Annotated in this window: 15 protein-coding genes, 3 tRNA genes and 2 pseudogenes; 14 read left to right on the top strand and 6 right to left on the bottom strand. The window is 69.0% G+C overall.

Annotated elements, in window-relative coordinates; translation table 11 throughout:
• The first annotated feature begins 8 nt into the window (after positions 1-8).
• From ASG70_RS13630 to ASG70_RS13610, 5 genes are all read left to right on the top strand, one after another.
• The gene (locus ASG70_RS13630) at positions 9-1,451 is read left to right on the top strand and encodes a GuaB1 family IMP dehydrogenase-related protein (protein ID WP_056884391.1); all 1,443 of its coding nucleotides are present in this window, start codon (positions 9-11) and stop codon (positions 1,449-1,451) included.
• A gap of 15 nt (positions 1,452-1,466) precedes the next feature.
• Positions 1,467-2,519 carry a PHP domain-containing protein gene (locus tag ASG70_RS13625; RefSeq protein WP_056884390.1) on the top strand — a complete coding sequence of 351 codons (1,053 nt, stop codon included), beginning with the start codon at positions 1,467-1,469 and terminating at the stop codon, positions 2,517-2,519.
• Positions 2,516-2,902 (top strand): GntR family transcriptional regulator, encoded by a 387-nt coding sequence (locus ASG70_RS13620; RefSeq protein WP_056884389.1) that lies wholly within the window; start codon positions 2,516-2,518, stop codon positions 2,900-2,902. The genes ASG70_RS13625 and ASG70_RS13620 overlap by 4 nt, the downstream gene beginning before the upstream one ends.
• 136 nt (positions 2,903-3,038) lie before the next feature.
• A tRNA-Glu gene (locus ASG70_RS13615) sits at positions 3,039-3,111 on the top strand.
• 30 nt (positions 3,112-3,141) lie between these two features.
• Positions 3,142-3,215 (top strand) — tRNA-Asp (locus ASG70_RS13610).
• Between the two features lie 60 nt (positions 3,216-3,275).
• Here ASG70_RS13610 and ASG70_RS13605 read toward each other — a convergent pair.
• A complete protein-coding gene (locus ASG70_RS13605; RefSeq protein ID WP_056884388.1) occupies positions 3,276-4,199 on the bottom strand; it encodes an NADP-dependent oxidoreductase in 924 nt (307 codons plus the stop codon).
• Between the two features lie 171 nt (positions 4,200-4,370).
• On the opposite strand from ASG70_RS13605, the gene ASG70_RS13600 reads away from it, so the two are divergent.
• Positions 4,371-4,447 (top strand) — tRNA-Phe (locus ASG70_RS13600).
• Positions 4,448-4,459: 12 nt separating this feature from the next.
• Here ASG70_RS13600 and ASG70_RS13595 read toward each other — a convergent pair.
• The 4 genes and pseudogenes from ASG70_RS13595 to ASG70_RS20440 all read right to left on the bottom strand — a co-directional run.
• Entirely contained in the window at positions 4,460-5,554 is a 1,095-nt protein-coding gene (locus tag ASG70_RS13595) for a tyrosine-type recombinase/integrase (protein ID WP_200949285.1), read from the bottom strand.
• A 176-nt stretch (positions 5,555-5,730) separates the two neighbouring features.
• The gene (locus ASG70_RS20065; protein WP_235531500.1) at positions 5,731-5,943 is read right to left on the bottom strand and encodes a helix-turn-helix domain-containing protein; all 213 of its coding nucleotides are present in this window, start codon (positions 5,941-5,943) and stop codon (positions 5,731-5,733) included.
• Positions 5,944-6,225: 282 nt separating this feature from the next.
• Positions 6,226-6,787 (bottom strand): annotated as a pseudogene (locus ASG70_RS20060) (replication initiator); the annotation flags it as partial.
• Position 6,788: 1 nt separating this feature from the next.
• On the bottom strand, positions 6,789-7,494 hold a 706-nt coding region (locus ASG70_RS20440), incomplete at its 3' end, for a replication initiator (protein ID WP_369818914.1).
• A gap of 1,111 nt (positions 7,495-8,605) precedes the next feature.
• Between ASG70_RS20440 and ASG70_RS20435 the strand changes: the two are divergent.
• The 4 genes and pseudogenes from ASG70_RS20435 to ASG70_RS13575 form a co-directional block, all read left to right on the top strand.
• A pseudogene (locus tag ASG70_RS20435) lies at positions 8,606-9,031 on the top strand (trehalase-like domain-containing protein); the annotation flags it as partial.
• A gap of 72 nt (positions 9,032-9,103) precedes the next feature.
• A complete protein-coding gene (locus tag ASG70_RS13585; protein WP_200949284.1) occupies positions 9,104-10,375 on the top strand; it encodes a glycoside hydrolase family 15 protein in 1,272 nt (423 codons plus the stop codon).
• 62 nt (positions 10,376-10,437) lie between these two features.
• Positions 10,438-11,484: an SDR family oxidoreductase gene (locus ASG70_RS13580; protein WP_056884385.1), complete on the top strand. Its 1,047-nt coding sequence runs from the start codon at positions 10,438-10,440 to the stop codon at positions 11,482-11,484.
• Between the two features lie 294 nt (positions 11,485-11,778).
• Positions 11,779-12,249, top strand: coding sequence for a hypothetical protein (locus ASG70_RS13575; RefSeq protein ID WP_156399999.1), 471 nt, complete (start codon positions 11,779-11,781; stop codon positions 12,247-12,249).
• Between the two features lie 16 nt (positions 12,250-12,265).
• Here ASG70_RS13575 and ASG70_RS13570 read toward each other — a convergent pair whose 3' ends face one another.
• Positions 12,266-12,823 (bottom strand): MarR family winged helix-turn-helix transcriptional regulator, encoded by a 558-nt coding sequence (locus ASG70_RS13570; protein WP_235531498.1) that lies wholly within the window; start codon positions 12,821-12,823, stop codon positions 12,266-12,268.
• A gap of 165 nt (positions 12,824-12,988) precedes the next feature.
• Between ASG70_RS13570 and ASG70_RS13565 the strand changes: the two genes are divergently transcribed.
• The 4 genes from ASG70_RS13565 (at position 12,989) to ASG70_RS13550 (ending at position 17,047) form a co-directional block, all read left to right on the top strand.
• Positions 12,989-14,719, top strand: coding sequence for a ubiquinol-cytochrome c reductase cytochrome b subunit (locus ASG70_RS13565; RefSeq protein ID WP_056884382.1), 1,731 nt, complete (start codon positions 12,989-12,991; stop codon positions 14,717-14,719).
• Between the two features lie 48 nt (positions 14,720-14,767).
• Positions 14,768-15,121, top strand: a complete 354-nt coding sequence (locus ASG70_RS13560; RefSeq protein ID WP_056884381.1) for a DUF1622 domain-containing protein — start codon at positions 14,768-14,770, stop codon at positions 15,119-15,121.
• Positions 15,122-15,251: 130 nt separating this feature from the next.
• Positions 15,252-16,325: a sodium:calcium antiporter gene (locus tag ASG70_RS13555; RefSeq protein ID WP_056884380.1), complete on the top strand. Its 1,074-nt coding sequence runs from the start codon at positions 15,252-15,254 to the stop codon at positions 16,323-16,325.
• Between the two features lie 302 nt (positions 16,326-16,627).
• Positions 16,628-17,047, top strand: a complete 420-nt coding sequence (locus ASG70_RS13550) for a hypothetical protein (protein WP_156399998.1) — start codon at positions 16,628-16,630, stop codon at positions 17,045-17,047.
• Positions 17,048-17,882: the final 835 nt, after the last annotated feature.

Raw genomic sequence — 17,882 nt, 5'->3', positions numbered from 1 at the left:
CTCGGGGCGTGCAGTTCCTCAACGGTCTCCAGCCCCAGCTCGACCTGACCTACGACGACGTGTTCATGGTCCCGAGCCGCTCCGACGTCACGAGCCGCCTCGACGTGGACCTCGCCTCGGCCGACGGCAGCGGCACGACCATCCCCCTCGTCGTCGCCAACATGACGGCCATCGCGGGCCGCCGCATGGCCGAGACCGTCGCGCGTCGCGGGGCGCTCGCGGTCATCCCGCAGGACATCCCGGTCGACGTGGTCACCGAGGTCACCTCCTGGGTCAAGCAGCGCCACCTGGTCCACGACACCCCGATCACCCTCCACGTCCACGACACCGCCGGCGCTGCCCTCGGGCTGCTGCCCAAGCGCGCCCACGGTGCGGCCGTGGTCGTCGACGAGTCGGGCAAGCGCCCCGTCGGCGTGGTCACCGAGGCCGACCTCACCGGCGTCGACCGGTTCACCCAGGTCGGAGAGGTCATGTCGGCGCACCCGGTCCTCGTGACCGACGGCACCGACCCGGAGGAGGCCTTCGACCTCCTGGCCACCACCCACCACCACGTCGCCCCGGTCGTCGACGATGCCGGCAACCTCGTCGGCATCATCACCCGTTCCGGCGCCCTGCGTGCCCGCCTCTACACGCCCAACACCGACGACCAGGGCCGCCTACGCATCGCGGCCGCGGTCGGCATCAACGGCGACGTCGCCGCCAAGGCGAGCGCCCTCCTCGACGCCGGGGTCGACCTGCTCGTCATGGACACCGCGCACGGCCACCAGGAGAAGATGCTCGACGCCCTCAAGGCCGTCCGCGCCCTCGACCCGCAGGTGCCCGTCGTGGCCGGCAACGTCGTCTCCGAGGCCGGGGTGCGCGACCTCGTCGAGGCCGGCGCCGACATCGTCAAGGTGGGTGTCGGGCCGGGCGCCATGTGCACCACCCGGATGATGACGGCCGTCGGACGCCCGCAGTTCTCGGCGGTCCTCGAGTGCGCCGCTGAGGCACGCAACCACGGCAAGCACGTCTGGGCCGATGGCGGCGTACGGCACCCTCGTGACGTCGCCCTGGCCCTGGCCGCGGGCGCCTCCAACGTCATGGTCGGCTCGTGGTTCGCCGGCACCCTGGAGAGCCCCGGCGACCTCTACACCGACGAGCGCGGCCGCCGCTACAAGGAGTCGTTCGGCATGGCCTCGAGCCGCGCGGTCCGCAACCGCACCGCCAGCGACACGGCGTACGAGCGGGCCCGCAAGGCGCTCTTCGAGGAGGGCATCTCCTCGGCGCGGATGTTCATCGACCCGGCCCGCCCCAGCGTCGAGGACGTCATCGACCAGATCGTGGCGGGGGTGCGGTCGAGCTTCACGTATGCGGGGGCACGCACCGTCGAGGAGTTCGCCGAGCGTGCGATCGTCGGGCTCCAGAGCACCGCGGGGTTCGCCGAGGGCCGACCGCTGCACACGTCCTGGTGAGCAGGGGCTCCACCCGTGGTTGCCACCGTCACCCCGTTGTCGGCCCCTGTCGAGCCCGACGAGGCGCTGCGGCGGATCGCGTTCCTGCTGGAGCGGGAACGAGCCGGCACCTACCGTGTCGAGGCCTTCCGCAAGGCCGTCGCCACGGTCCGGGAGACGCCTGACGACGAGCTCGCCCAGCGGGCCGAGGCCGGCACGCTGCAGGCCCTGCCCGGCATCGGGAAGTCCACCGCCGGGGTCATCGCCGAGGCCGTCGTCGGGGAGCTGCCCGCCTACCTGGAGACGTTGCAGGACAAGGCGAAGCCGCTCGTCGAAGGCGGCGAGGACCTGTTCGCCGCCCTGCGCGGCGACTGCCACTCGCACTCCAGCTGGTCCGACGGCGGGAGCCCCATCGAGGAGATGGTCCTGACGGCCGTCGAGCTCGGCCACGAGTGGCTGGTGCTCACCGACCACTCGCCCCAGCTGCGGGTGGCGAACGGCCTGACGGTCGAGCGGCTGACCAAGCAGCTGAAGGTGGTCGACGCCGTCAACGCCTCGCTCGGCGACGGCTTCCGGCTGCTCAAGGGCATCGAGGTCGACATCCTCGACGACGGCTCCCTCGACCAGACCGAGGAGATGCTGGGGCGGCTCGACCTCGTGACCGCCAGCGTGCACTCCAAGCTGCGCATGAACGCCGCGCCCATGACCCGTCGCATGGTGGCCGCCGTCTCCAACCCGCGCGTCAACGTCCTGGGCCACTGCACCGGCCGGCTCGTCGAGGGTGGCCGGGGCAAGCGCCCGCAGTCCGAGTTCGACGCCCGGGCCGTGTTCGAGGCCTGTGCGGAGCACGGCACGGCGGTGGAGATCAACAGCCGCCCCGAGCGGCAGGACCCCCCTGACGACCTGCTCGCCCTCGCCGTCGACATCGGCTGCCTGTTCGCCGTGGACTCCGACGCGCACGCCCCGGGCCAGCTGGAGATGAAGGCCTACGGGTGCGAGCGCGCCGAGCGGCTCGGGGTGCCGTGGGACCGGATCGTGACCACCTGGGACGTCGACCGCCTCCTCGAGTGGACGGGGAGTGCGTCGTGACCCACCCCGTCCTGCGCGTCGACGAGCACTCGCCGCTCGCACCGTTCGAGCAGGTCCGCGACCAGCTGGGCGACCTGATCGCCACCGGTGGCCTGGCCGAGGGCGAACGCCTGCCCACCGTCCGGGGACTCGCCACCGAGCTGGGCCTCGCGGCGGGCACCGTGGCCCGCGCCTACAAGGAGCTCGAGGCAGCCGGCCTCGTCACGACCCGCAGCCGCGCCGGCACCGTCGTCGCCCCGCAGTCCCAGTCGTCGGAGGTGGCCCTCCGGACGGCTGCGCGGGCCTTCGCGACGACAGTCGTCGACGTCGGGATGGACGACCAGACCGCCCTCGACGCGGTGCGCCAGGCTCTGCGTGCGGCCCGGACGGGCACCGGTTCCTGAGCGTCCGAGGCCCGCTGCAGGCTGCCCCGGCGGCTCGCTCGGACCCCGTTTTGGAGATCGCGGCAGTCACCCCCTATGCTTTCCGAGTCCTCGACGGATCCGCGCCTGGCGCTAACGGCGGGGGGCCGTTGAACCGGTCCCCATCGTCTAGCGGCCCAGGACCCCGCCCTTTCACGGCGGTAGCACGGGTTCGAATCCCGTTGGGGATACGCACCACCAGCACGACATGCACCACCCAAGGCCCCGTAGCGCAGTTGGTTAGCGCGCCGCCCTGTCACGGCGGAGGTCGCCGGTTCGAGCCCGGTCGGGGTCGCTCGAGAACGAAAGAGGCCCACACGAGAGTGTGGGCCTCTTTCGCGTCTGCGGACTGCGGTCACTCGCTGACGGTGATGACGACCTTGCCTCGGACGTGGCCCCCGGCGCTCACGGTGAAGGCGTCGGCCGTCTGCGCGAGGGGGAAGACGTCGGCGACGGGCACGGTGAGCTTGCCCTCGTCCGCCAGGTCCGCGAGCGCGGCCAGGTCCTCGGCATCGGGACGCACCCACAGGTACAGCCCGCTCTCGTCGGCGACCTCACCCTCGACGACGGACCCGTGGCGCCCGCTGTCGGCAAGGACCGCCTTGGTCACGTCCAGCACACCGCCCACGAAGTCGGTCACGACGTCGACGCCCTCGGGCGCCAGCGCACGCACTCGCTCGGCCAGCCCGTCGCCGTACGCCACGGGCTCGGCACCCAGCCCGCGCAGGAACTCGTGGTTCTTCTCGGACGCGGTGCCGATGACGCGGGCGCCGAGGGCCTTGGCGATCTGGACGGCGAGGATCCCCACCCCACCGGCAGCCGCGTGGACGAGCACGGTCTCGCCGGGCTTCGCGCCGAGCCGGGTGAGCAGCTGGTATGCCGTGAGGCCGGCGAGTGGCAGGCCCGCGGCCTGGTGCCAGTCGAGGGCCTTCGGCTTCTTCGCGACCGTGCGGACGGGGGCGGCGACGAGCTCGGCGTAGGTGCCGGCGTGCACCCAGTCCTTGCGGGCGTAGGCCATGACCTCGTCGCCGACCTCGAACTCGGGGGTGTCGAGGCCGACCTTCTCGACGACGCCGGAGACGTCCCAGCCCGGGATGGCGGGGAGCTCGACGTTCATCATGGGGTCGAGGTAGCCGGCGACGACCTTCCAGTCGACCGGGTTGACCGAGGCGCTGCGCACGCGGATCAGCACCTCACCGGGACCGACCTTGGGCTCCGGGACGTCGGTGAGGGTGAGGACGCTGGGGTCGCCGTACTCGGCGTAGGTGATGGCCTTCATGCTCGGGACAACCGGCGCGCGTGCGGCCCCATTCCGGTTCGCGCCTCGATGTGAGGAGGGTCGCCCGGATCGGCTATGATCCTGCAGTCGCGACGGTCCGCCACGGGCTACGGCCCCAGGATCGCCGCGAACTGCATGTCCGGACTCCGGGCATGCATCAGCACCACCCACGGCCAGGTAGCTCAGTTGGTACGAGCGTCCGACTGAAAATCGGAAGGTCGGCGGTTCGACCCCGCCCCTGGCCACCACAAACCCGCAGGTCAGACCACTGGCCCGCGGGTTTCGTGTTGTTCGGGGTCGTTCTTGCTAACGCTTTTGCTAACAGCCTCGGTGGACACCGCACGGGCGAAGATGTCCGCGACGCCCGCGGCGGACTCCCGTAGCACGTGTGCGTAGACCCGCAGCGTCACCGCCGGGTCGCTGTGTCCGAGCCGGTTGGCGACGACGTGCACCGGCACCCCCTCGAGCAGGAGCAGCGTCGCGTGAAGGTGGCGCAGGTCGTGCAGCCGGATCGATGGAAGCGGCCTTTGTGGTCTTGGCAGCGGCAGTGCTGGGTGGCCCCGCGTGGCCCGGGTCGTGGGGTTGTTGTGGGCCTCGATGAGCTTCGGCATCAGCTGGGTGACCGTGTCCGGGTAGAGCGGCGCGCCCATCTGTGTGGTGAAGACCCGGCCGTTGCCCTGCCACTCAGGCCCGGCAAGCTCTTGGTCGGCCTCCTGGCGGCTTTGGTGGTCCTTGAGCACGGCAACGGTTCCGGCATCGATGCTGACGACTCGGCTGCGCCCTCCCTTGGTGGTGCCGTCGATGCGCTCACCATCGATGACGTTGGTCGACCCCTCGAACCTCAGCATGCCGGCCTCGAGGTCGACGTCTGTCCACCTCAGGTGCAATACCTCTCCTCGGCGACCACCCGTGAAGGCCGCCACTCGATAGAAGGCGTGCAGTCGGTGAGCCGAGATGGAGTCGAGGAAGGCGTGCAGATCCTCGGCGGTCCACACCAGGCGCGGCTCCCTTCCCGGGTCTCGGGGCAGCTTGGCCTTCAGGGCAGGGTTCGACGCCAGGACCCCGTCGATCATCACGGCGTCGTTGAGTGCCTTGCGCAGCGTTCGGTGGACGTGACGCACCGTCGGCACCGACAGCGGCCGTCCATCGCGACCACCTCCCTTGACCAGGTCGGCGTAGAGCTTGGACAGGGTGGCTGGACGTAGGCCCTGCAGCCGGCTCGAACCGATGTGCGGGATCACATACCGCCGCACGTCGTCGCGGTAGCCGGCCCAGGTCTTGGGCTTGACCGCCGCCGCGTGACCCGCGAGCCATTCCTCGAGGTAGGTCCTCACCGTCACCCGGTTCTGGTCCACGTACTCCCCACGTCGAGCGGCGACCCGCGCACGGTCGCGTGCCGCCTTGGCCTCGGACTCGGTGGCGAAGCCGCCGACCCACTTGGGCCTGCTGGTGCCAGTCACGGGGTTCGAGACACGGATGACATACGACCAGGTGCTCCCGCGGCGGGTTACCCCGTCCTTCACTGGAGCCATCAGGCCACCCCGCGAAGCGACTCCACGAAGGCCCGAAGATCATCCCTCCGGATCCTGCGGCACCCGTCGAAGCGCACGCTCGGCAGTACGCCAGACTGCATCAGCTCGTAGATCTTGGCCCGACTCACGCCGAGGCACTCTGCCGCTTCGGTCGCGCGGTAGAGCAGCTTCTCGGCGTGGATCACCACCCGTTCACTTCCGTCTTCCTTCATGACTACTCGCTCCTTGCTCATCACAGTTCTTGTTGAGGTCTGTCCTGCGCTGGGCTGCACGCTCCTGGTCGTGCTCGCGGGCGGCTGCGGCGGCGGCTTTGGCGAGGGCGGCGTCGCCGGGGGTGTCCCACCCGGTGTGGCTGTAGGTCCATGATCCGATGACGACGGTGGTGGCCTGGTCGTCGTCCACAGCCAGCAGCTGCGCCTCCATCGCGGCGAGGTCGATGGTTTCGCCGCGTCGGTTGGCGTCGGCGACGAGCTGTTGGGCACGGCGTCTGGCTNGGAGTAGCGGCGGGACTTGGTGGCGAAGTGGCCGCGGAACCCGAGCTCGTGCGCCCACTTCCCCAGCAGCCCGTACGGCAGATCTGCCAGGGGGCCTTGGCGACCGCGGTTAACCCAGTCGTCCTCGACCCGGCGACCGAGCTGGTCGGCGGTGTGTTGGATGCGGCGCAGGTGGGCGTTGGAGTGGTCGGTGGTGTCCGAGGCGGCCTTGGTCGCGTACTTGGCCAGGTACCCGGCCACCTGCTCCGGCGACAAGACCGTTCCTGGGTCGTCGGTGCGCCGGGCGGGGGTGACCGGTCTTGCGTCGACCTGGCGACCAAACGCCAGCACCCGGCTGGCGTCGTGGTCGTGGACCGGTGGGGCGGTGAACCGGACCGATGCCACGGCCTCGCGCACGAGGTGGGCGAGGATGGCCGCGGTGACCTGGCGTGGGGCGGGCGCGAACCCACCCTCAACATCACGGGGACCGTCGAGGCGGATCAGGGTGTGGAAGTGGACCAGACCGCGGCGCTGGTACTCGGCGACCTTGGCGTACTGCACCGTCACCACCTCATGCAGCGTGNTGGCGGGGATGCCGAGGTGGTGGGCGAGGGTGCGGCGCAGGGTGATGGTGAACCGGCGCCACAGCTCCGGCGCCCACCATTGCCACACCACGTGCGAGGTGTGGTCGTAGCAGTCGGCGCACAGCGGCTGTCCCAGCTGACGGTCGTCGTCGGCGTGGACGGTCATGCACGAGGTTCGTCGGCCGTGGACGCAACTGTGCATTCCGGTGGCGTGGGGGCGGCAGCGGCGGTTGTTGTCGCGGGTGCCGTGTACCGGTCCCATGGAGGGTGCGGTGAGGGTGGCGAATACCAGCGGGTTGTCCGCCACCTGGTCGGGGATGGTCTTGCCGCCCCTGACCCCGGCCCGGATGAGCTGGAACATGTCGGCGGCGTAGAGGCGGGAGCAGGACGGGCACGCGGATTCGCGCCGGTTCCCGCACCGCACCACCGTCGATCCCAGCGGCTCGTCCGCGGAGGAGTACGACGCCAGGATCTCGCCGGTGGCCCGGTCGATCGTGGTGGACGAGCCGACGAGGTGGACCGGGTTGGAGCAGAACCCGACCCGGGAGGCGGCGGCTGACCAGTCGTCGAGGTCGTCGGACAGCAGCCGCGCCAGGATCTGCTTCGACTGGTGCTGGTCGTACCCGGGTAGGTGCAGCTGGTGGTTGTCGTCGAACCGGGGGCGGGGCAGCCCAGCCCACAACGCGTTGCGTGTCTCCTGCGACATGAACGGCCACCCCCTTCCCTGGTGAGGGTGTGCCGTGCGGCCTCTGTGCTGACCTCGCGCCGCACGGCACACCCAGTCCGAGGGCGGCCCCACTGTGTGTTGGAGGAAGCCGGGCGGTGCGAGGTCAGCAGCCGCANCAGTCACACCATGCGGTGCGACACCACTCACCGTCCACCGCGGAAGGGCCTCAGTCCACTGATTGTCGGTCTGGGGGTCGAGATTTGACGCAGCCTTTACCCAATGGGCGTCCCCTTCGGCCAGGGGCAGATCCGTTAGTTGCTGGGTGTCTGCTTTCACCCCGCGTCGATCAGGTCGCAGTGACGTGCATCAGCCCTCTGTGGTCACGTCGACTAAACCACCAGGTTGACCTCGTCGCTCGCCAAGATTCGAAACACACCAAGGATGGCCTGTTTGGGCAGGAGGAGCGTTTGGAAGTCTGCGTCAGCCTGCGCCAAGGACCCCCACGCGTTGCGTCCCTGCCGGGCCCGAAGAGTAACTCCAGCAGCGAAAGGTCCACGACCAGCTCGTGACTCGGGCGCGTGGAGAACGACGTCGTGCCTTCAGGGCCGTCGGGAAGGAGGTCGTCTGGCAGACGAGGGTGGGGGGCGTGCTTCTCTGACAATCGCGAGCCAGAATGTTATAGCGCCGGCAGGCGGCGCCGGCGTCGCCGAAGGGGTCGAGGAAGCGCTAGATGAGCCGGAGGAGGATGCGCACCCGCGTTTGTCGTCCGCCGGTCTGGCGTCGCGCACGCGGATCGCGGGGTGCTCTCTAGGGGTCAGCGCAACACTTCTCTGATCGGAGGAGGTTGCGATGGTCCGTCGTTATCAAGGGTTGTCGCCGGCGCAGGTCGACGAGATCTGGGTTCGGTCGCGAGCCGGTCATGGGCCCAAGCCGACGGCGCGGACGTTGGGGTTGCCGACGAGCACCGTGCGCACGTACCTGCTGCGCTGTGGTGGCATCCGCCCGGGACCTCGACATCGGACGGCGGGTCGGTTGAGGTTCGAGGAGCGCGAGGAGATCTCTCGTGACTGGGGACCCAGTAGATGGCGCCGCGGACAGAGGTTCGAACCATCGTTGCGCAAGCGCAATGATTGCGTGGTAGAAACATTGTATGCGTGCCGCTTCCGTCGCCTCGGTGGCTTCTCCCCATGTGCTGCGGGAGTACGCCTTCCTGGGGGACGGTGAGCGGGGGGCTTTGGTGGGTCCCCGTGGTGATGTGGCTTGGATGTGCGCACCTCGCTGGCACGACGATGCGGTGTTTGCGTCATTGCTCGGGGTGCCGAGCGCGTATTCGGTGACACCGGTGGGCCGTTCCGTGTGGGGTGGCTGGTACGAGGACGGGTCGTTGATCTGGCGCAGCCGGTGGGTTACGGAGACTGGCTTTGTCGAGTGTCGGGAAGCGCTGGCCTTTCCGGGGGATGTCGATACCGCAGTTCTGCTTCGGCGGGTGGTTGCGAGGTCCGGTCCAGCTCATGTGCGGATTCTGCTGGCGCCCCGGGCGGAGTTCGGCCGGTACGGGCTGTCCCGGCTTTCGCGCGCTGATGGGGTGTGGCGGGGGGGCACTGGTGGACTGCACGTGAGGTGGAGCGGCGCCGAGGAAGCGCGTCCCGTGGCTGGCGGTGCTCTTGAACTTGAGCTGACTCTGCAGGAGGGCGAGCACCGTGACCTCATCCTGGAGATCTCCACAAAGTCCTTGGCACGGCGGCGACTGCGTGACCCCGACAGCACGTGGGAGGCAACCGAGTACGCGTGGGAGCAGTCGACGCCGTCCATGGACGTCACGGTCGCCGCGGACGATGCGCGTCAGTCACGGGCGTTCCTGCGAGGCATGACGTCAAGCACTGGCGCGATGGTGGCGGCGTCGACGACGTCGCTGCCCGAACGGGCGGCCCAGGGTCGCAACTACGACTACCGGTATGCGTGGATACGTGACCAGTGCTACGCCGGGCAGGCCATGGCCGCATGTGGCGACGTCGACCTGCTCGACTGCGCCGTCGCGTTCGTCACTGAGCGCGTCTTGGCTGACGGCGACCGGCTCGCGCCTGCCTACACGATCGACGGCCGCCCAGTGCCTTCGGAGCGCAGCTTGGACCTGCCCGGGTACCCGGGCGCGACGAGCACGGTCGGCAACTGGGTCTACGAGCAGTTCCAGTTGGACAACTTCGGTGAGGTGCTCCTGCTGCTGGCAGCGGCGGCCGGCAAGGACCGGTTGGACCTTGAGCAGTGGCGCGCCGCGGAAGTGACTGTCGCCGCCATCAAGAGCCGCTGGCAGGAGGCCGACTCCGGCATCTGGGAACTTCAACCGCGCCGCTGGACGCATTCACGTCTCATGTGCGCAGCTGGCTTACGCGCCCTAGGGCGCCATGCACCCTCGCGCCAAGGGGCGGCGTGGACCTCACTGGCAGACGCGATCGTGTCGGATACGTCCGCTGACTGCGTGCACGAGTCAGGACGATGGATGCGTTCACCCGACGACGAACGCGTCGATGCCAGCCTGCTGCTGCCCGGTCTGCGCGGGGCTGTGCCGGCACGGGACCCGCGCACCGTCGCCACGGTCGAAGCAGTGGAACGCGAGCTGGGCGTGAAGGGTTACGTGTACCGGTTCCCTCAGGACGCGCGCCCGCTGGGGGAAGCCGAAGGCGCCTTCTTGCTGTGCGGTTTCCACATGTCTATGGCCGCCCACCAGCAAGGCGACCACACGCAGGCGATGCGTTGGTTCGAGCGCAACCGCGCGGCCTGCGGATCGCCGGGACTGTTCACCGAGGAGTACGACGTCGAGCAAAGGCAACTGCGAGGGAACTACCCCCAAGCATTCGTCCACGCCCTGCTCATCGAAGCCGCAGCCCGGCTCGCGGGACCGAGCCATGTCCCGATGACTTGAGCGCCACTGGTTGGCCGAAGGACGCTCAGCGGCGCCGTGCCCTGAGCTGGAAAGGACAGATCATGAGTCAAGGTCGGCATCACCGATGCGAGGAGCCAGACGCTCGAAATCCTCAGGTCGTCGCCGTGACCGGCGCTTCCGGCGGCATCGGTCGAGCAACCGCTATCGCCTTCGGTCGCCGCGGTGCCCATGTCGCGCTCATCGCTCGCGGCGAAAAGGGCTTGGAGGCCGCGGCCCAAGAGGTCCGCGCGGCCGGCGGGCAGGCGCTGTGCGTCCAGGTCGACGTGGCTGATGCTGAACAGGTGGAGCAGGCGGTCGCCCGGATCGAGCACGAGCTGGGCCCTGTTGATGTGTGGGTGAACGTGGCGTTCACGTCCGTGTTCAGCCGCTTCGAGGGCATCACGGCCAAGGAGTTCGCCCGGGTGACCGAGGTGAGCTACTTGGGGTACGTGTACGCCACCAAGGCCGTCCTGCCGAGGATGAAGGAGCGAGGCCGAGGCGTCATCGTGCAGGTGGGGTCCGCGCTTGCCTATCGCGGCATCCCGCTGCAGACGGCCTACTGCGGGGCCAAGCACGCGATCCAGGGCTTCCACGAGTCCTTGCGGTGCGAGCTGCTACACGACAAGAGCCCAGTGAAGGTCACCATGGTGCAGATGCCCGCGGTCAACACGCCCCAGTTCTCCTGGGTCCTGTCCCGGCTGCCGCGTCGGCCTCAGCCGGTGCCGCCCATCTATCAGCCTGAAGTGGCGGCCCGGATGGTGGTGCACGCGGCTGACCACCCCGAGCGCCGCGAGTACTGGGTGGGCGGCAGCACCGTCGGGACACTGGCGGCGAACGCGGTCGCACCTGGGCTGCTCGACCGGTACCTGGCGCGTACCGGGGTGTCGTCGCAGCAGACGGACGAAACCCAACCGCCAGACGCGCCCGCCAACCTGTGGGAGCCCGCCGACGCGTCGAAGGACTTCGGGACCCACGGGCGGTTCGACTCCCGCTCGACGGGGCGCAGCGTCCAGACGTGGGCGTCACGACATCACGGCCTGCTGGGCGCCTCGGTCGCCGCGGCGGCAGCCGCAGCGGGTGCGAGCTCGGCCCTGGTACGGCGAAGATGATCGCACCTACGCAAACGCTACCGACACACGTCAGATGCTGAGGTAGGGCAGGTCACAGTGAGGAGGGTGCAGATGAGGCCCAGCGACGCCGTCAGGCTCACGTACGGGATAGCTCTCATCCTTGCCCCGCGGTGGGTCGCGTCCACCGTCGGCGCCTGCCTCGACGGCCGAGCCACAGCGACAGCTCGCGTGCTCGGCCTGAGGCACGTGACCCAGGCGGTCGTCCTCTCCACTGACCGGGGTGGGCAGCTTCGCCCCGTGGCGCGATGGGTGGACCGTCTGCACGCTGGAAGCATGCTCCTGCTGGCGGCGTGGGCTCCTGGCCGCGAACGAGTCGCCCTCACCGACGCAACCATTGCAGCAACGTTCGCCGCCTTCGCCAATCCCGCACCCCGCGAAGCTGACATCCGACGTGAGCAGTCGACCGGCCCGCGCTCAGACCTGCTCGAGCTGCCTGCGCCCCCGCACCCGTTCGGTCTCAGCGTCCCCGAGGACGACCCGGACCTTCAGGCGTTGGTGCGCCGGCGACGTGACGCCCAACTACAGCAAGCGGTGTACGAGGCGTACCTCCAGACCAGGGGCGGCGAACTGGATGACGTCCGCAACGCACTCACGCGAGCCATCGACGCAGCCGGCCTCGGGACACCGACCAGTGCGTGGCTCACCGCGGCGGCCGTCGACATCGCCGCGGGCAACATCTACGTCGTCAGCGGTCCCGCGATGCACGACGTGGGCCTGCAGCTGCCCCCACACGGACCGACCTGACCGCCAACGGCAAGCCTCAGTGCGACAGTCCCAGGAGGAAGGCTTCCTCGCCGTGGGGTGGGTCTCCGGCTGCGGCCGCGAAGGACTCCAGCGCGCGTGCCAGAGCGCGACGTTGGGCGCTGGTCATGGAGGACATGATGGCCGCAATGGCCTCGCGCCGGTGGCCCATGACCCCCTGCACGACGTCGTGGCCAGCGTCGGTGAGCTCGAGAGCGAGGTAACGCCGGTCGGAAGGGTCTTCGGTTCGGCGCAGGAGGCCGGCCACCACGAGCCGCTCCACGGTGCGCGTCGCGTTGGAGGGATGCACGCCGAGCGCTTCCGCGACCTGGCCGAGGTTCATGCTTCCCCGGTCGGCCACCAACACCAGGACGCGCAGCTGCGGTAGCGACACCTGGTCCTCGACCTCGGCGACCGAGCGCGCCACGACGCCCATGAGCACCCGAGCGGCCCGCATGACGGCATCGGCCTGCCGTCCCGGGTCGTCCACAGGTGCCTCGCGCGGTGGGGTCATGCCTTGAGTATGCCAGTCGTTGCGGTGCCTCAACTGTTGCGCTTGCAGGTGCACCGGTGGCATGTCATCGTCATAACAGTTGCATGAGCGCAATCATTGCACAATTGGAGACTTGAGGAGTCCGCCTTGCCGAGCGACCACGCCAAACGAGCACGTGGCGCGAGCCGGCGGGTGCGTGACGTCGCGCCGCTACCCCCTGCTGCTGGCGGCGACGTCTCAGGACACGGTGTGAGGCGGACCGACAGGGCGCTCAGGGGGTTCGCCGGGTGGCTGGACGACCGCACGGGAGCCGCCAAGCCCCTCAGCAACCTGATGCGTAAGGTCTTCCCGGACCACTGGTCGTTCATGCTCGGGGAGGTGGCGCTGTACTCCCTGCTCGTGTTGTTGGTCACCGGGACATTTCTGACGGTCTGGTTCGTGCCGAGCAGCGCGCACGTCGTGTACCACGGCTCCTACGTCCCTCTGGATGGCCTCACCGTCAGCGAGGCATACCGGTCAACGGTGCGCATCTCCTTCGAGGTTCGCGGCGGCCTGCTGATACGCCAAACGCACCACTGGGCGGCGCTGCTGTTCATCGTCGCCATCTCGGTTCACATGATGCGGGTCTTCTTCACCGGCGCGTTCCGCAAACCGCGCGAGCTGAACTGGGTGATCGGGGTGACGCTGTCCCTGCTGGCGGTCATCGAGGGATTCGCCGGCTACTCCTTGCCCGACGACCTGCTGTCCGGCACGGGCCTACGCATCGCCAACGGGCTCATGCTCTCCATTCCGGTGGTCGGTTCATGGCTCGCCTTCGCGGTCTTCGGAGGCCAGTTCCCCGGCGACGCCATCATCCCGAGGCTGTACGTGGCCCACATCCTGCTCATCCCCGCCCTACTCGTCAGCCTCGCCGTGACGCACGTGCTCGTCGTCGTCGTCCAGAAGCACACCCAGTTCCCCGGACCCGGGCGCACCAACCGCAACGTCGTCGGCTTCCCGCTCATGCCGGTGTACGCCGCCAAGGCCGGCGGCTTCTTCTTCATCGTCTTCGGCACGACCACCCTCATCGCCGCGCTCGTCACCATCAACCCGATCTGGCTCTTCGGCCCGTACAACCCCACCGCCGCATCGGCCGACTCCCAACCCGACTGGTACATGGGCTTCGCCGAGGGAGCACTGAGGCTCATGCCGTCCTGGGAGATCCACGCCCTGGGACACACACTGAGCCTCAACGTGCTGATCCCCGGCGTGCTGCTCATTCCCACCATGTACGGGCTCGCCGCGGCCTACCCGTTCCTGGAACGGTGGGCCACCCGCGCAGGACCACAGGAGCACCACCTGCTCGACCAGCCCAGAAACGCCGCCACCCGCACAGCCATCGGCGCCGCAGCTCTCACCTTCTACGGGTGCCTGCTCCTCGCCGGCGGCAACGACATCATCGCGCTCAAGTTGCACCTGTCCATCGAGGCCATCACCACCACCCTGCGCGTCGCAGTCCTGACAGCTCCACCCGCCGTCGCCTGGGTCACCTACCGCACCTGCCTGGCCCTGCAGCGCCGGGACCGCGCGACCGTCATCCACGGACGGGAGACCGGCATCCTCGTGCGCACCGCCGGAGGGGGCTTCATCGAACGGCACGATCGCCTCTCCCCGGACGAAACCTGGGCCCTGTTGTCGCACGAACAACCCGAGCTCGGAACCCACTTGGCGTCCGTGCAGTCGGACCACAGCTACCCGGTCCACGATGACTGCGCCGCCGCCACGAGGCCCGATGTGGTGGGGAACGGCACACCGAACCAGGTCACGCAACGGAGACGGTGGCGACGGTTGCGTTATGTAGTGGCGCGCCTCTATTTGTCGGACCAGATTGCACGCCCCGCACCCTCAGACCAGCGGCACGCTCATGATGTCGCTGAGCAGCAGCATTCGGCCCTTCGTCATGAGCACGTGGGCGGTCCGACGAGGCAGCGCGACGAGTGACGTCGCCAGTGGTAGACCGACCGTTCAGACAACCGGATTGGAACAAGCATGCAGTTCAGTGACGCCATCGAGCTGGTGGGCAAGGGCATCGACTCAGCAGGCGTCGCCGTACTGGTCGCAGGCGCAGCCATTGCAGCCAGTCGCGCCGCCAGGAATGCGCGCATGAGAGAGCCCGACACGTACCGTCGGTTCCGTCAACAGCTCGGCCGCTCCATCCTGCTCGGCCTGGAGCTGCTGGTCGCGGCCGACATCATCCGCACGGTCGCGGTCACACCAACACTGAGCAGCGTCGCCGTCCTCGCCCTCATCGTCGCCATCCGGACGTTCCTCAGCTTCTCCCTCGAGCTCGAGATCTCCGGTAGATGGCCCTGGCAGCACCAGCCAGGTCAGGCAGACGCGTGACCACCAACCGCTGGGCGTCGACCACAACATTGGACACGGCGACGATGCCACTGCCCGGCACCTCGCCTCAAAGCGGTGACCGTTCGTCAATCGCCCAAGGGTGGACTCTCGTTGAAAGGAGCGTGCGCTGATGAACCTGTTGCCGCACCTACCCCTCGGAATCGAGTTGTTGATCTTCGTCGGAGCCGCAGCCGTGATTTGGGTTGCGGGCATCCCCTTGTCGAACTACACCGACATTCTCGCCGACCGGCTCCACCTCGGACAGGCCCTCGGCGGCCTCATCCTCCTCGCGGTCGCCACGAACCTTCCCGAGATCGCCATCACCTACAGCGCCGCCGCCAGCGGCAAGCTTGACGTGGCCGTCAGCAACATCCTCGGCGGTATCGCCATCCAGACCGTCGTCCTGGTCGCCCTCGACGCGTTCGGGGTCCGTGAACGACGACCGCTGACCTACCAGGCTGCAAGCCTGACCCTGGTCGTCGAAGGCGCCATCGTCCTGGCCGTGCTCGTCGTGGTCGTCATGGGCACCCAGCTGCCCAAAAACCTCGTGTTCGCCCGACTCAGCCCCGACGTCGTGCTCATCGCACTGGTCTGGGTCAGTGGGCTCATGCTGACCCAGCGTGCAGGCGCCAGGCTGCCCTGGAGCAACAGCGGTGAGGCGCCCGACAGCCAACCCAAACCTCGCGGCCATTCCCAGAAGACCCGGTCCGCGGAGGCCGCCCGCAAGGGCATCAGCACCACCCGCGTCGTCCTCATCTTCGGTGCGGCGGCGGTCGCCACCCTCGTCGCCGGCGCCCTGGCGGAGGAGAGCGGCACCGCAGCTGCCGACAAGGTCGGACTGTCCGGCGCCTTGTTCGGGGCCACCGTCCTCGCCGCCGCGACCTCGCTTCCCGAGCTCAGCACCGGACTGACCGCCACGAAGCAAGGCGACTACAAACTCGCGTTCGGTGACATCTTCGGCGGCAACGCCTTTCTCCCGGTGCTGTTCCTGCTAGCCGTGCTGGTGTCCGGGAAGGCGGTCCTACCCAACGCGCACGCGGCCGACATCTACCTCACCGGGCTGGCAGCCCTGCTGACCATCGTCTACATGGCGGGCCTGCTCTTCCGCCCGGCCAAGCAGCACGCGCGCCTGGGCATCGACAGCATCGCCGTCCTCCTGCTCTACGCCGCCGGGGTCATCGGCCTCATCGTCCTCCCGCAGTAGGTGGCCCAGACAGTCCCCCCGCGTCACCCGAACCGCAGAAGTGAACTGCGCGACTGTGCGGAAACGTGCCAAGCCGTCGCAGCTGGTCGGCTCGACCACCCGGACCGCGGCAGATCCGTTCGTTCCCTGGCACGACTGACGGGGGCACTCGTGGGGGCTCCGATCGCGTGCGCCGCAAGGACTGGACGCGGTCCGTAGAGGGGGCGATGATCGGCTGCGAGTGGTGTCTCGCGGAGCTGAGCGGGGGCAGGTGCATGAGTGTTTCCGACGGGCGGAGATGGGTGCGGGGGCGGCACCTTGTGATGTCGGCGCTGCTGGGCACCGTCGCCGGCGTGGTCTGCGTGGCGTGGCTGTTGCCTCGCCAGTTTGTGCTGCTCGCCGATGCTTCCGAGCCGCTACAGACCCCATTCACCCTGCTTACCTACACCTTCGATGGAGTCATCATCGTGGCCTGCTGCATGGCCGTGGTGGCGGGACGGTCTCGCGGTCTGCCAGCTGCCGGCTCTGCCGTGTGGCATGCCACGGCCGGCTTGGTCGGTGGGGGACTGGAGGGTCTGGTTCTGACCGTCGCGGTCGCGGGTCTGCTGCACTTCCGCACGGATGGCGCGGTGGTGGCGTTGGAGTTCGCGATCGCAGCTGGCTGCGCGGCGCTGGGCATCTGTCTGGGGGCGGTCAGATGGGCTCTGCGGGCTGACTTGGCCGGTCAGGGAGCTGCACGGTAGGCCGAGCGAAGGCGCGGCACCGTTCGGGCGCGTTTGCACCAAGAGGCCAACGGCTGAGCCCAGCTGCCCTTGGGCTGCTACCGCGAACGCGCTCAGGCGCCGTGGGTCGGAGGCTGCTCCTGGGAGGCTGGCGGCAACCGGCACCCTCTTACCCCGTCCTCACCGGCGAGGCCGCCTGAACCCGCAGGCATGAGCGGACGTTCGGCCGGCCATGCTCCGGGGCATCGGTGAGGAGNGATGGGGCCCCGCGCTGCGGGCGGCGCTGGCGCGCCGTCCTCGCGCACCCCACCGCACCCCACACCAACAGACAAAGAAGTCGCGCCCCGGACCAGTACCAGGACGCCGCCCTCAGCTCCGGCCACCTCACCCTTTACTGCGCTGGTGACGGCAGGGGCCGGCGCGTGCCTGGCTGCCGCAAGCCCCAGCCCTCACCGCCGTCGGTCGCGTGGTTCTCAGACCCGTTCGGCCGGCTCCACACCCGCATCGCAGCGGGTCACCCTTCCGTCTGTTTGGCCCGGGTCACTGCGCAGACCCGCGTGGTCACCAGGGCGGATCTTGCTAACGGATTTGCTAACACGGACATCCGAAATCACGGACGACACCGGACTGGACTTCCCTCTGCTGAGCACGAATTCGGACCAACGAAGCCCCTCTAGACCCCCTCCGAACTCCTGAAAATCGGAAGGTCGGCGGTTCGACCCCGCCCCTGGCCACCACAAGCCCGCAGGTCAGAGCACTGGCCCGCGGGTTTCGTGCTTCCCGGGGTCGCTCCTGCTAACGCTTTTTCTTGCGGCGGGCACTTCGCCAGTATGGGAACCGTGCAGTCGTCGGCGCG

This window comes from Phycicoccus sp. Soil748, from assembly GCF_001428025.1.
In the GTDB taxonomy this organism is placed as follows: Bacteria; Actinomycetota; Actinomycetes; order Actinomycetales; family Dermatophilaceae; genus Pedococcus.
Note: the sequence above shows the minus strand (reverse complement) of the source record. Positions and strands in the feature narration are given on the sequence as shown.

Bases quoted from the DNA above. Each gene is read 5' to 3' on its own strand.
- ASG70_RS13575 (WP_156399999.1), top strand. From the start codon at position 11,779: ATGCTCCTGCTGGCGGCGTGGGCTCCTGGCCGCGAACGAGTCGCCCTC.
- ASG70_RS20065 (WP_235531500.1), bottom strand. From the start codon at position 5,943: ATGAAGGAAGACGGAAGTGAACGGGTGGTGATCCACGCCGAGAAGCTG.
- ASG70_RS13550 (WP_156399998.1), top strand. From the start codon at position 16,628: ATGTCGGCGCTGCTGGGCACCGTCGCCGGCGTGGTCTGCGTGGCGTGG.
- ASG70_RS13555 (WP_056884380.1), top strand. From the start codon at position 15,252: ATGAACCTGTTGCCGCACCTACCCCTCGGAATCGAGTTGTTGATCTTC.
- ASG70_RS13560 (WP_056884381.1), top strand. From the start codon at position 14,768: ATGCAGTTCAGTGACGCCATCGAGCTGGTGGGCAAGGGCATCGACTCA.
- ASG70_RS13570 (WP_235531498.1), bottom strand. From the start codon at position 12,823: ATGCCACCGGTGCACCTGCAAGCGCAACAGTTGAGGCACCGCAACGAC.
- ASG70_RS13580 (WP_056884385.1), top strand. From the start codon at position 10,438: ATGAGTCAAGGTCGGCATCACCGATGCGAGGAGCCAGACGCTCGAAAT.
- ASG70_RS13605 (WP_056884388.1), bottom strand. From the start codon at position 4,199: ATGAAGGCCATCACCTACGCCGAGTACGGCGACCCCAGCGTCCTCACC.